This window comes from Mesorhizobium sp. M0048 (assembly GCF_040323405.1).
Taxonomy (GTDB): Bacteria; Pseudomonadota; Alphaproteobacteria; order Rhizobiales; family Rhizobiaceae; genus Mesorhizobium.
This window is the reverse complement of record NZ_JAMYUV010000025.1, coordinates 35,991-47,405: the sequence shown is the minus strand read 5'-3', so window position 1 is coordinate 47,405 and position 11,415 is coordinate 35,991. Positions and strand designations below refer to the sequence as shown.

The 11,415-nt window shown below is 62.7% G+C and carries 14 protein-coding genes; 12 read left to right on the top strand and 2 right to left on the bottom strand.

All coding sequences use genetic code 11. The features are described from left to right. Window positions 1-64 precede the first annotated feature (64 nt). From NKJ84_RS20310 to NKJ84_RS20290, 5 genes are all read left to right on the top strand, one after another. Window positions 65-1,231: a flavin-containing monooxygenase gene (locus NKJ84_RS20310; protein WP_352507926.1), complete on the top strand. Its 1,167-nt coding sequence runs from the start codon at window positions 65-67 to the stop codon at window positions 1,229-1,231. A gap of 73 nt (window positions 1,232-1,304) precedes the next feature. Next, the gene (locus tag NKJ84_RS20305; RefSeq protein WP_352507925.1) at window positions 1,305-1,688 is read left to right on the top strand and encodes a VOC family protein; all 384 of its coding nucleotides are present in this window, start codon (window positions 1,305-1,307) and stop codon (window positions 1,686-1,688) included. An 81-nt stretch (window positions 1,689-1,769) separates the two neighbouring features. Next, window positions 1,770-3,266, top strand: a complete 1,497-nt coding sequence (locus NKJ84_RS20300; protein WP_352507923.1) for a leucyl aminopeptidase — start codon at window positions 1,770-1,772, stop codon at window positions 3,264-3,266. 38 nt (window positions 3,267-3,304) lie between these two features. Further along, window positions 3,305-3,754 (top strand): DNA polymerase III subunit chi, encoded by a 450-nt coding sequence (locus NKJ84_RS20295; RefSeq protein WP_352507922.1) that lies wholly within the window; start codon window positions 3,305-3,307, stop codon window positions 3,752-3,754. A gap of 119 nt (window positions 3,755-3,873) precedes the next feature. Further along, entirely contained in the window at window positions 3,874-4,773 is a 900-nt protein-coding gene (locus NKJ84_RS20290; protein ID WP_352507921.1) for an aminoglycoside phosphotransferase family protein, read from the top strand. A gap of 28 nt (window positions 4,774-4,801) precedes the next feature. Here the strand turns inward: NKJ84_RS20290 and NKJ84_RS20285 are convergent, their stop codons facing one another. Continuing rightward, window positions 4,802-5,269 carry a carboxymuconolactone decarboxylase family protein gene (locus NKJ84_RS20285; RefSeq protein ID WP_254820302.1) on the bottom strand — a complete coding sequence of 156 codons (468 nt, stop codon included), beginning with the start codon at window positions 5,267-5,269 and terminating at the stop codon, window positions 4,802-4,804. An 85-nt stretch (window positions 5,270-5,354) separates the two neighbouring features. On the opposite strand from NKJ84_RS20285, the gene NKJ84_RS20280 reads away from it, so the two are divergent. From NKJ84_RS20280 to NKJ84_RS20260, 5 genes are all read left to right on the top strand, one after another. Next, window positions 5,355-6,026, top strand: coding sequence for a TetR/AcrR family transcriptional regulator (locus NKJ84_RS20280; protein ID WP_254820301.1), 672 nt, complete (start codon window positions 5,355-5,357; stop codon window positions 6,024-6,026). 4 nt (window positions 6,027-6,030) lie between these two features. Beyond that, a complete protein-coding gene (locus NKJ84_RS20275; protein ID WP_352507919.1) occupies window positions 6,031-6,642 on the top strand; it encodes a hypothetical protein in 612 nt (203 codons plus the stop codon). Then, window positions 6,639-7,487 carry a 23S rRNA (adenine(2030)-N(6))-methyltransferase RlmJ gene (locus NKJ84_RS20270; RefSeq protein WP_352507918.1) on the top strand — a complete coding sequence of 283 codons (849 nt, stop codon included), beginning with the start codon at window positions 6,639-6,641 and terminating at the stop codon, window positions 7,485-7,487. The genes NKJ84_RS20275 and NKJ84_RS20270 overlap by 4 nt, the downstream gene beginning before the upstream one ends. A gap of 124 nt (window positions 7,488-7,611) precedes the next feature. Continuing rightward, window positions 7,612-8,064, top strand: a complete 453-nt coding sequence (locus NKJ84_RS20265; protein WP_352507916.1) for a hypothetical protein — start codon at window positions 7,612-7,614, stop codon at window positions 8,062-8,064. A 125-nt stretch (window positions 8,065-8,189) separates the two neighbouring features. Next, complete coding sequence (locus tag NKJ84_RS20260; protein WP_352507915.1) at window positions 8,190-8,942, top strand: sulfite exporter TauE/SafE family protein; 753 nt, start codon at window positions 8,190-8,192, stop codon at window positions 8,940-8,942. 38 nt (window positions 8,943-8,980) lie between these two features. On the opposite strand, the gene NKJ84_RS20255 is transcribed toward NKJ84_RS20260, so the two are convergent. Then, the gene (locus NKJ84_RS20255) at window positions 8,981-9,616 is read right to left on the bottom strand and encodes a TetR/AcrR family transcriptional regulator (RefSeq protein ID WP_352507914.1); all 636 of its coding nucleotides are present in this window, start codon (window positions 9,614-9,616) and stop codon (window positions 8,981-8,983) included. On the opposite strand from NKJ84_RS20255, the gene NKJ84_RS20250 reads away from it, so the two are divergent. Together NKJ84_RS20250 and NKJ84_RS20245 are read left to right on the top strand one after the other, a co-directional pair. Then, complete coding sequence (locus tag NKJ84_RS20250; protein ID WP_352507913.1) at window positions 9,603-10,208, top strand: DinB family protein; 606 nt, start codon at window positions 9,603-9,605, stop codon at window positions 10,206-10,208. The genes NKJ84_RS20255 and NKJ84_RS20250 overlap by 14 nt on opposite strands. A 495-nt stretch (window positions 10,209-10,703) precedes the next feature. Next, entirely contained in the window at window positions 10,704-11,123 is a 420-nt protein-coding gene (locus NKJ84_RS20245) for a hypothetical protein (protein WP_352479251.1), read from the top strand. Window positions 11,124-11,415: the final 292 nt, after the last annotated feature.

The following is an 11,415-nucleotide window of genomic DNA, read 5'->3' as shown; positions in this document are numbered from 1 at the left end:
AATGTCGCGCCGGTCGCGACCGCCGCGGCGTGATAAGACGGGTCAGGATCTGTTGAGCCCCAGCATGGAAGCGGAAAAATTGCGCAGTCAAACCGGTCGAGAACCCGTCTTTGACGGCGCGATCGTGGTCGGCGCCGGCGCGGCCGGCCTTGCCGCCGCCCACGCCTTGATGAAGGCCGGCGTACCGACGCTCGTCCTGGAAAGGGAGAGCCGGCTTGCCGAACCCTGGCATCGGCGCCACCAGCGGCTACACCTCAATACCCATCGCGATCTCTCGACGCTCCCCGGTGTCGGCTATCCCGCAGGCACCCCGGCTTTTCCGCATAAATCGGCCGTCATTCGCCATCTGAACGATTTCAGCCAGACGCATGGTCTGCCGGTCGCATTCGGCGTTGCCGTTGAAGAGGTCACGTTCGACGGCGATCACTGGACCGTGCGGACGAACGCCGGACGTCGTCTGGCGCGCCATATCGTCGTCGCCACCGGGCGCGACCGGCAGCCGTTTATTCCCGCGTGGAAAGGCATGAAGGATTTTGCAGGCCGGATTATCCATTCGGCCGATTTTGGCGATGCGAAGGACTACGCCGGCAAAAGGGTGCTGGTGGTCGGTGCCGGCAATTCGGGGTTCGACGCACTCAATCATCTTGCGAATGCAGATGCCCAAAGCATCTGGCTGTCGGCCCGCAACGGCCCCTCTCTGCTGCCGAAACGCATCGGCAAGGTCGCCGTCCACAGGCTTTCACCGTTAATGGCGAGCTTGCCGGTGCGGCTGGCCGATGCGGTGATGGCGACAACCCAGCGCCTGGTTTTCGGCGACCTGACGAAATTTGGGCTTCCGCCGGCTCCCACAGGCGGTGCGAGCCGTCTGAGCGCCGACTACACCGCGATCGCAGCCGACGACGGCGCGGTTCGCGCCATCACGGCAGGCACGATCGTGGTGGTGCCACCATTGCGGGAATTTAGCCAAGACGGCGTCGTGTTGAATGACGGCAGGTTTATCACGCCCGATATCGTCATTGCAGCGACTGGTTATCGCACCGGTCTGGAGCAGATGGTCGGCAAGCTCGGCGTTCTCGACGGCAAGGGCGTTCCGCTTTTCAACGGCGGCGATGCCGATCCGAAATTGCCCGGCCTGTGGTTTACCGGCATGCGGCCGAGCATTCGCGGTTGTTTCGCCAATGCCCGCATTCAGGCCAGGGCGATAGCGGCGCGGATTGTCAAGCAGCGATAGTGAGCAGGACTATGCCGATTGTTCCGCCCGCAATAGACACGCCTTGTTGGAGCGTGCTCGAACCGAAAGGTCAATGATCATGACGCCAGTCAGCATTCGCTACATGGTCGATGATGTCGCCACCTCGATCGATTTCTACTGTGGACAACTGGGCTTTACCGTCGAACAGGACGCGCGACCGGCTTTTGCTTCCGTCACGCGCGGCGCGTTACGGCTCCTTCTGAGCGGACCCGGCAGTTCGGGTGCACGGGCTATGCCGGATGGCCGGCAGCCGGTGCCGGGAGGCTGGAACCGCATCCTGCTGGTGGTGCCGGACCTGAAAGAAGAGGTTGCGCGCCTCAAGAGTGCTGGACTTGTCTTTCGCAACGATATCATAACGGGCGTCGGCGGTTCCCAGACCCTGCTCGAAGACCCATCGGGCAATGTCATCGAGCTGTTTCAACCCGCCGCTCACTGACGCAACAACACGGCACCTTTCGGTCCGACCAATCGAACGCTTCTCGCGATAATCCAACGCACTTCCCGAAAGCAGGACATCATGAATTCGAGACCCTCGATCGCCTTCGCCAAATTCGCCGCGCCCAAAAAGGGCAGCGTTTTCGTTCTGGCGGCCGACGAGGGCGACCTCAGCGATGCCGCCAGGGCTTGTGATCCGGCAAAGACCCTTGAGCGGGCTTTTCCGGTCGCTGACTTCACCGGCAAATTCGCCAGCTTGGTCGAAGTGCTGGCACCGGAAGGGACATCGCTCGATCGACTGGTAGCGGTCGGTGCCGGCAAGGGCTCCAATCTCGATGATTATGGTTGGCTGAAGCTCGGTGGCACGATTGCCGCGTCCTTTCGCAAGGCAACCGAAGTGGCCGTCGTGCTCGATCTTCCCGGTGCCGCCATCAGCGGCAGGCAAGCCGTTCAGCTCGCAGCAGGCATCCTGCTGCGCAGCTATTCCTTCGACAAGTACAAGACCAAAAAGAACAATGGTGACGACAAGCGCGAGCCAAAAAAGCCGGTCAAGGTGACTATTCACACCGCCGATCCGGCAGCTGCAAAGAAGGCCTTCGCCGATGAAGCGGCGGTGATCGACGGTGTCTTGCTGGCGCGCGATTTGGTCAATGAACCGGCCAATGTTCTGGGGCCGGTGGAATTCGCCACCCGCATCGCCGAACTGGAGGCGCTCGGCGTCACGGTCGAGATCCTGGCCGAGAAGGAGATGAAGAAGCTCGGCATGGGTTCGCTGCTGGGCGTAGCGCAGGGCTCGCCGCGTGGCGCCCGCATCGCGGTCATGCGGTGGGACGGCGGCAAGGCCAAGGAAAGCCCGGTCGCCTTCGTCGGCAAGGGCGTCACCTTCGACACCGGCGGCAATTCGATCAAGCCGGCCTCGGGCATGGAGGACATGAAGGGGGATATGGGCGGCGCTGCTGCCGTCACCGGGCTGATGCACGCGCTAGCCGCGCGCAAGGCGAAGGTCAATGTCGTCGGCATTGTCGGGCTGGTCGAAAACGCCGTCGATGGCCACGCTCAGCGACCGGGCGACATCGTCACCTCGATGTCGGGCCAGACCATCGAAGTGCTCAATACCGACGCCGAGGGCCGCCTGGTGCTGGCCGATGCGCTGTGGTACTGCAACGACCGCTTCCAGCCGAAATTCATGATCAATCTGGCGACGCTGACCGGCGCCATCATGGTGGCGCTCGGCCAGCATTATGCCGGCCTGTTTTCCAACAATGACGAGTTGGCGGACCGGCTGACGGCGGCCGGACAGGCGACGCAGGAGCGGGTGTGGCGCATGCCGCTCGGTGCCGAATACGACAAGCTGATCGATTCCAAGAATGCCGACATGAAGAACATCGGCGGCCGCCACGGCGGCGCCATCATCGCCGCGCAGTTCCTGCAGCGTTTCGTCAAGGACACGCCCTGGGCGCATCTCGACATTGCCGGCACCGCTATGGGCGCGCCCTCCAACGAGATCAACCAGTCATGGGCTTCCGGCTTCGGCGTCAGGCTGCTCGACCGGCTGCTGCGCGATCATTACGAGCAATGAGCGGCTGGGGCGGGGTTCCGAAAATGTAGACTGAACGCATGGCCGAGATTCTGTTTTATCACCTGACCGAATCGACGCTGGAGGCTGCGCTGCCCGGCCTCCTGGAGCGCAGTATCGATCGCGGCTGGCGCGCCGTGGTGCAGACCGGCACCGAGGAACGGCGCGACGCGCTGGACCAGCATCTGTGGACTTTCCGGGACGATTCATTCCTGGCCCACGCAACGGACCGCGAAGCCCGTCCCGCCGAGCAGCCGGTGCTTCTGACCGTCAGCCCTGACAATCCGAACCAGGCGCAGATACGCTTCCTGGTCGATGGGGCGGTGCCGCCGGAGCTTGGCGGCTACCAGCGCGCCGTGTTCCTGTTCGACGGTCACGATGCAGCCCAGCTAGAGGCGGCACGCACGCACTGGAAGACAATGAAGGAGGCGGGCCACACCGTGACCTACTGGCAGCAAACGCCCGACCGGCGCTGGGAACGCAAGGCTTAGGGAATTTGCCGCCTAGTGGAATCACTGGCGCCGCAAGAATGCGACGCCAAAAAGATGGACTGCCGGCTATTCAAAAGACCTGAGCAAGCCCGATGCCGCCCGATGAACGAACACCAGGCATGCCGATAGATGCCGCACTTGTTCGCCGGCTGATTGCCGCGCAGTTCCCCAAATGGGCGGACCTGCCGGTAGAGCCGGTCGAGCCTGGCGGCTGGGACAACCGCACGTTCCGACTGGGCGATCACATGTCGGTGCGGCTGCCGAGCGCCGCCGCCTACGTCGCCCAGGTCGAGAAGGAGCATCGCTGGCTGCCCCGCCTGGCGCCTCACCTGCCTCTGCCCATACCCGTGCCGCTGGCCAAAGGCGCGCCCGGGGAAGGCTATCCATGGCCTTGGTCCGTCTATCGCTGGCTTGGCGGCAGACCGGCGGCTGGTGGACTGATTGCCGATCTTACTGAGCTCGCCCGTTCGCTGGCCGGCTTTTTGGTGGCGCTCTACCGGATCGACGCTGCCGATGGGCCACCGGCAGGGCAGCATAATTTCCACCGCGGCGGCCGGCTTTCGGTCTACGACGCCGAGACCCGAGCCGCGCTCTCGGCGCTCGGTGGCCGCATCGACAAGGCCGCAGCCGAGGCCGTGTGGGCGACGGCCCTTGCCTCGGGATGGAAAGGGCCGCCGGTCTGGGTCCATGGCGACGTCGCCTCGGGCAATCTGCTCGTCGAAGATGGCAAGCTGTGCGCGGTGGTCGATTTCGGTAGTTCGGCTATCGGCGATCCTGCCTGTGATCTGGTGATCGCGTGGACGGAATTTTACGGCGAGAGCCGCCAAGCGTTCCGCGACGCCATTGCGCTTGACGAGCACAGCTGGGCGCGCGCTCGGGGCTGGGCGTTGTGGAAGGCGCTGATCGTCGCTTCGGGACATGACGGCAACCAGCGCGAGGCGGAAAAATCGTGGCGGGTCATCAATGAGGTGCTGGCGGATCACACAAACAGTCGGAGCGGGATGGCTAATTCAGTCTGAATGCATCCCGCTCTAACAACGAAAGGCATTACTGCCCGCCCATCTCCTTCTTGAATGTATCGAAATCGACCTGCATGCCGTTGAAGATGGTGCTCCAGTGGCGGGTCAGCGCTGAAACGGCGACCGCCTCCTGGATCTCCTCGTCGGTAGCGCCGGCCCGCTTGGCGTCCTGCGTGTCCGACCAGATGCAGTAGTTGCACGGGATTTGCGCCGCCACCGCCAGCGAGATCAGTGACTTGACCTTCGGCGGCAGCGCCGTCTTGTCGCTGAGCTGGATAGCCTTGACCTCGGCCCATGCACCGGGCAGACCGGCTTTCGGGAACTGCTTTACGAAACCGGGCACCCCGCCCATGGTCGACTGGATGTCCTTGACGGTTGCGTCATACTCATCGGCATAAGAAGGAGTTGCAGCCAGCGTCAGCACACAGGCGGCGGCGAGCAGGCAGGCACGGCGGATGGAAGAATGCGTTGATGAAAGAGTACGATACACAGACATGACGTTCTCCTCTGGCGTTTGTAGACCTTACGGTGTAAGGTAATGTCGAAAATGAACCTTACAGTGTAAGTTGTCAAGCGGCACCATGGACACATCGATCAAAAAAAAGCGACCGCGCGGCAGACTGTCTCGCGAGATGATCGAGGCTGCCGCTTTGAAGGTGATCGAGAGCGAGGGCCTCGCCGGTTTTTCGATGCGCAAGCTGGCGACTGCACTCGGCTGCGAGGCGATGAGCATCTATCACCACTTTCCTTCGGTGGCGCATCTCTTCGAAGCCTTGGTGGACCGGCTGATCGGCTCCCTCGAAATGCCCGACACGGACCTACCTTGGCGACAAAGGTTGCGCATCGCCGTGCAGGATTTCCGCCGCGTCGCGCGTGAGCACCCGGCTTTCGCCAGCTTCTTCGTTACCTACCGGATGAACTCGCCGACCTGCCTTGCGTGGCTGAACGGCATCCTCGGCCTGTTCGAGGCCGGCGGCTTCGGACCGGAACTTGGTGCGCGGCTGTTCCGTACCACCGGCTATTATCTGATGGGTGCCATCCTCGACGAGACTGCCGGCTATGCGAAGGGGCCTTCGGCCGTGACCACGGTCAGCGATGAGCAACTGGCGCAGGATTTTCCAAAAGTAGCTGCGGCCGGGCGTTATTTCGGCACCGCCGAATTTGACCGGACGTTTGATCTCGGCCTTGATATGCTCCTGGACGAAATGGAACGCGCCCGCGACGGCACCAGCGCGCCGAATACCGGGTCTTGACCTCATGCGCTCTCTGTTCGCCCTGATACTGCTCATCGGTACCGGCATCGGCGTCGTCTATCCCTGGGCGATGACCAATTTCTCCGGCCGTGAGATCGGCACCTGGAGGGTTTACGACCAGGGCCGGTTCAAGCCAGTGACGGTGGCCCTTAGCGCACGCGACGGGCCGCTACGCGTGCTGGTCGACCTTACGGCAAGAGCCGAGCGTATCGTCTCGCAGCAGCGCACCGTGTTGACCCTCACTGCCGCCACCGCCGGCAGGACGGTGCTCGCCTCGACGCTGCAGTTCAACCATTCCGACAATCCTCGGCAGGTCAGTCCGCAACTGCCGGACAGGATCTTTCGCGACGAGGCCGGCCTGATCCCGACCGTTACCGCCGGCCCCTATATTTTTACCGTTGGTCCGGGCGACGCCGAGGGCATTCCGATGCGGGCCGTCGACCTCGTCCTGCGCTCGGCTGCCGGCGAGGTCGACCGCCGGGCGCGACCGGTCGGTTTTTCCCTGATGGCGGCCGGCTTGGCCGGGCTGGTGCTGGCATTCCGTTTCGGCGGCCGTCGGCCGGAAAATCCGAATTCGCAGCCGCCAGCGCCTCGCTGGGGCAGGGGCTCCAATTGAACTATCGCCACGCCTACCATGCCGGAAACTTCGCCGACGTCGTCAAGCATGTCGTGCTCAGCCGGCTGATCGAATATCTGAAGCAGAAGGACAAGGCGTTTCGGGTCATCGACACCCATGCCGGGATCGGCCGTTACGATCTGTCCTCGACCGAAGCGCAAAAGACCGGCGAATGGCAAGGCGGCATCGGCCGGCTGGTCGATGCGGCCCTCGATGCGCCGGTGGCAGCACTGCTGGCGCCGTATCTTGAAGCCGTCCGCTCGCTTAATCCGGACGGCGGCGTGAAAAAATACCCGGGTTCGCCGCTGATCGCTCGGCACCTGATGCGCAAGCAGGACCGGCTGTCGGCGGTCGAGCTGCATCCCAAGGATGCCGCCAGGCTGAAGTCGCTGTTCGACGGCGACTTCCAGACCCGGGTGATCGAGCTCGACGGCCGGCTGGCGCTCGGCGCGCATCTGCCGCCAAAGGAGAAGCGCGGCCTCGTCCTCATCGATCCGCCTTTCGAGGAAGAGGGCGAGTTCGGTCGCTTGGTCGACGGGCTGCAAAGAGCCCATCGGCGCTGGCCAGGAGGGATTTACGCGCTCTGGTATCCGTTCAAGGACCGCAAGGCGGTCGCCGCCTTCCGCAAGGCGCTGAAGCAGACGGGCGTTCCCAGGCTGCTCGACATCGGTTTTGAGATCAGGCCGGCCTCTGTCGAGCCGAGCCTCGATGGCTGCGGCATGGTGGTGGTCAATCCGCCCTTCACCCTGGAGGGCGAGTTGCGGACGCTGCTGCCGGCGCTGCACCGGCTGCTTGCTGTCGAGCAGCCATCGCATTGGACGCTGGACTGGCTGGCGGGAGAGTAGTTTGAGATGCGGTCGTTGTCGTTCCCTCAGCGCAACCGCGTCACCACAACCATAGTCGCTACAACCGCTTGACCGCGCGTCAGCGAATCCGCACAGTGCGCGCAGTCGACCTTGAGAGGCTGCCATGACTCGCTTCGCCCAATCCGCCCTTGCCGCACTGCTCGCCGTTTGCACGCCGCTGGCTGCGCCTCTTGGCGTTACTCAGGCGGTGCAGGCCGCCGACCTTGCAATCTATACTGATGAGGACAGCGGCGTGTGCGGCGAGGCCTGGGTGCTGAACAAAATCACCGACCGCTTCTCCTATCAGGTGCATCACGTGCCGCATCTGCCGGATGTGCAGATCGTCGACTTCCAGCGCATCCACCAGCATCGCTATCTGCCGGCCGACGACACCTGGCCGATCGGCCGCCGTTATTGCGGCGCCACCGTCAGCCTCTCCGACGGCCGCGCCCGCACCATCTGGTACCTGATCGAGGAAGGCCAGGGCTTTGCCTCGATCGGCGACAATGTCGAATTCTGCGTGTCGGGCTTCGACCGCTGGATGGTCTACAACGGCCGCTGCCGCGTCCTGCGCTGATCGCGCACTCGCTGATTCCGACTTTTTAGCACCGGCCACCTGATCGACCGTCACCGTTTCCATGCGGCGCAGCATTCGCGGGAAGCGCGATCTGCTGTCACGAGTTTGCGGGGAAACAGCACCACATGGATTTGCTTGTTTATACTGTTGCTCTCGGCGCGGTCGTTGCTGGCTTCGTCCAGGGGCTTTCCGGGTTCGCTTTCAGCCTGGTTGCCATGTCGATTTGGGTTTGGACCGTGGAACCCCAACTGGCTGCTGCCATGGCGGTCTTTGGGGCGCTCACCGGTCAGATCATCGCTGCCGTCACCGTCCGCCGGGGTTTCGACCTCAGGCTTCTGCTGCCCTTCCTGATTGGCGGGACCATAGGGATTCCGGTCGGTGTCGCCATCCTGCCCTTGCTGGATGTGCAGTTGTTCAAGCTGGTCTTCGGCGCGCTGCTGGTCGTTTGGTGTCCCTTGATGCTCTTTGCGCGTCGCCTCCCTCCCATCAAGGTCGGGGGTCCTGTTGCAGACGGTGCAATAGGTCTGGTCGGTGGCATCATGGGTGGACTTGGCGGCTTCACCGGCCCGGTTCCAACGCTGTGGTGCGTGCTGCGCCAATGGGAAAAGGACAGGCAGCGTATTGTCATCCAGAATTTCAACCTTGTGACCCTCTCCATGACGATGGCCGCCTATCTTGCGGCCGGAAAGATCAAGCTCGAAATGCTGCCGATGTTTGCCGTCGTCGCGCCGGCGATGTTGATACCGACACTCCTTGGCGCGAGACTCTACATCGGCGTTAGCGAGGCGACTTTTCGAAAGATCGTCCTCACACTCTTGGCCGCATCAGGTGCGGCATTGTTGGCATCGTCCCTGCCGCACCTCATAAGCCGGCTTTGAACGACACACAGAAATCCCGACTTCCGCCGTGCCATGCGCTATCGACCGGTACGGCCCGCTCCCGATAGGTAGGCGCAGATCAGTTCGACGAGTTGCTTTTGCAGCTCCGGCGCGGCGAGCATGTTCCGGCGTGCCGCGTTGTGGATCACACCTTCGATCGCTGACGACAGCACCCGCGCCACGGCCTCCGTGTCGGCGCCTTTCCTTGGCTTGCGATAACTGGCGACAGCAGCCGCATAGTGATTGAGGTATTGTGCCTGGAACGAAGCATGGGCGGCCCTGGAGCCACGATCGCCAGGCGCCTCGTCGAGCAGCACCTGGTGTAGTGTCGGGTGAATGCTGTGTGCCGCGATCATGCCGCGCACCAGCTCCTGCGCGAATGTCCTGAGCGGCTTTTGGTCTTCCGCCGAATCGCGAATGACCGACAGCACATGATCGAAGTGACGGCGCCGGACGGCTGCGAGCAGGGAGAGCTTGTCGGGAAAATACTGGTAGAGCGTGCCGATGCTCACACCTGCTGTCTCGGCCACTTTGTTGGTGGTGAAGCCGGCCCAGCCCAGCCCGCTCAGAACATGAGCCGCTGCCTCGATGATCGCCTCGACGGTTGCCCTGGAACGCGCCTGGCGCGGCTGCTTGCGCATGCGCGGATGCGGTCTTGCAATGCGAGTAGACACGCCCTCTCATTCTCCTGAAAATATAAACAACATACTCGCATTTCCGGAAAAGGACACCGACCATGAGTGCGCTCGCTCTGGTTCGCAGCCTGTTTGCCTATCAGGCCTGGGCCATGACGAACTGCTGGAAAAGCTCGCGAGTCTCGACCCGCATGTTCACGGCAAGGAACGGCAGGCCGTGATACGGCTCGTCGATCACAGCCATGTGGTGTCGCGGATATTCTCGGCGCACCTGGTTGACGCAAGCCATGGCTACTCCGCCGCCACCACTGAGGACACGCCGGCGTTCGACGAACTTCGCGCCGCGGTCGCAGCGACCGATCGCTGGTATCCCGATTATCTCGAAACCGTTTCGTCGCGGCAGCTGTCCGAGCCCCTCGCCTTCGTGTTCACCGACGGGGATAAGGTATTGATGTCGCGACAGGAAATGCTGACCCACGTCGTACTGCACGGCGGCTATCATCGCGGTGAAGCGGGGCGCATCCTGGCACAGATTTCCGTCATGCCGCCATGGGATACCTTCGCCGTCCATCTCCACAGGGCCGAGCCTTCGCGCCGGCTGCAGATGAGCCGTGAGCCGCCCGGCGCCTGAACGGCCAAGCGCTTTCGATCACGCCGGTCGGCTCGACCGGATCTATCGAACGATATCCTGTCCTTCAGAAATGTGAGCTGTCTGCTTACTTTCATCGCGCCGTGCAAGATAGTGCAGCGGCGTGCTCGTCGCGTTGCTTCCTACTTACCTGTAGTTTATCTTTTCAAACAAGACGAGGCGGGCGACCGCCTTCGTTCTGGACAATGTTCGCGCTGCGCGCCGGACGTTGAAGCGCAAAGCTGGTCGAAAAGGTCCTGAGCTTGACGAGAAGACCGGTCGAGATAGAGCGGCCAGAATTTCTGTCGCAGAACTTCACTGCGGGAGACAAAGATTCGCAGCCGGTTTTTGCGAGGGTAAAATGGTCGTGCGCTCGCCGTAACCGAAACTTAAGCTGCAAAAATCATTCTAATGCTTCGCTGGCTAGCAAGCCGCGAGTCAGATATGCAATACGCGCCGGGTCAATAACGGCCGTCGGCACAACGGAAGGGGCATGATATGGCTAAGCAGTCATCCAAGGCGCCGGCATCCAAGGCACCGGCAAAGAAAGCACCAGCAAAAGCAGCCGCGGCAAAGGCCGCAACTGCTGTGAAGAAAGCGGCACCCGCTGCCAAAGCGAAGGCCGCCGCGCCTAAGGCAAAAGCAGCGCCGGCCAAAAAGCCGGCCGCCAAGGCCGCGGCAAAACCGGCCGTGAAGAAAGCAGCACCTGCTAAGGCAAAGGCAGCACCGGCCAAGGCTGCACCCGCAAAGAAGGCGGCACCGGCCAAGAAGCCGGCTGCAAAGGCCGCCGCGAAGCCAGCTGCGAAGAAGGCAGCACCGGCAAAGGCCGCCGCTGCGAAATCTTCTGCGGCAGTGAAGAAAGCAGCGCCCGCGGCCAAGCCGAAAGCAGCGCCCGCAAAGGCGAAGGCCAAGAAGTAGTCGCCGCCCTGCTACCGTCGGGGACAATACTCAAGACAGTCAGGGCGGGATGCCGGACAGGCGCCTCGCTTCTTGGTTGACGGTCGGGCAGAACGAGAAAGAGGCGGGAGGAAGACGTCTTTTCGCAGCTCCCAGGGCTTCGCCATGCGGCGAAGTCCGGTGGGATTTTCGTGGCTGCCAAAGGCTAACCTTCGGTGCAAGGCCGAGTTGGTAGCCAATCGGATTTGGATTGTCCGACCCGCTCGCGTCTGCCGCCGCACTGCGGCTTATCGCATCGCGATTGACGTCGAGA

Excerpts from the sequence above, each read along its gene's own strand:
- NKJ84_RS20265 (WP_352507916.1), top strand. The coding sequence starts at position 7,612 with ATGACTCGCTTCGCCCAATCCGCCCTTGCCGCACTGCTCGCCGTTTGC.
- NKJ84_RS20275 (WP_352507919.1), top strand. The coding sequence starts at position 6,031 with ATGCGCTCTCTGTTCGCCCTGATACTGCTCATCGGTACCGGCATCGGC.
- NKJ84_RS20285 (WP_254820302.1), bottom strand. The coding sequence starts at position 5,269 with ATGTCTGTGTATCGTACTCTTTCATCAACGCATTCTTCCATCCGCCGT.
- NKJ84_RS20290 (WP_352507921.1), top strand. The coding sequence starts at position 3,874 with ATGCCGATAGATGCCGCACTTGTTCGCCGGCTGATTGCCGCGCAGTTC.
- NKJ84_RS20310 (WP_352507926.1), top strand. The coding sequence starts at position 65 with ATGGAAGCGGAAAAATTGCGCAGTCAAACCGGTCGAGAACCCGTCTTT.
- NKJ84_RS20245 (WP_352479251.1), top strand. The coding sequence starts at position 10,704 with ATGGCTAAGCAGTCATCCAAGGCGCCGGCATCCAAGGCACCGGCAAAG.
- NKJ84_RS20295 (WP_352507922.1), top strand. The coding sequence starts at position 3,305 with ATGGCCGAGATTCTGTTTTATCACCTGACCGAATCGACGCTGGAGGCT.
- NKJ84_RS20300 (WP_352507923.1), top strand. The coding sequence starts at position 1,770 with ATGAATTCGAGACCCTCGATCGCCTTCGCCAAATTCGCCGCGCCCAAA.
- NKJ84_RS20250 (WP_352507913.1), top strand. The coding sequence starts at position 9,603 with ATGCGAGTAGACACGCCCTCTCATTCTCCTGAAAATATAAACAACATA.
- NKJ84_RS20280 (WP_254820301.1), top strand. The coding sequence starts at position 5,355 with ATGGACACATCGATCAAAAAAAAGCGACCGCGCGGCAGACTGTCTCGC.
- NKJ84_RS20305 (WP_352507925.1), top strand. The coding sequence starts at position 1,305 with ATGATCATGACGCCAGTCAGCATTCGCTACATGGTCGATGATGTCGCC.
- NKJ84_RS20260 (WP_352507915.1), top strand. The coding sequence starts at position 8,190 with ATGGATTTGCTTGTTTATACTGTTGCTCTCGGCGCGGTCGTTGCTGGC.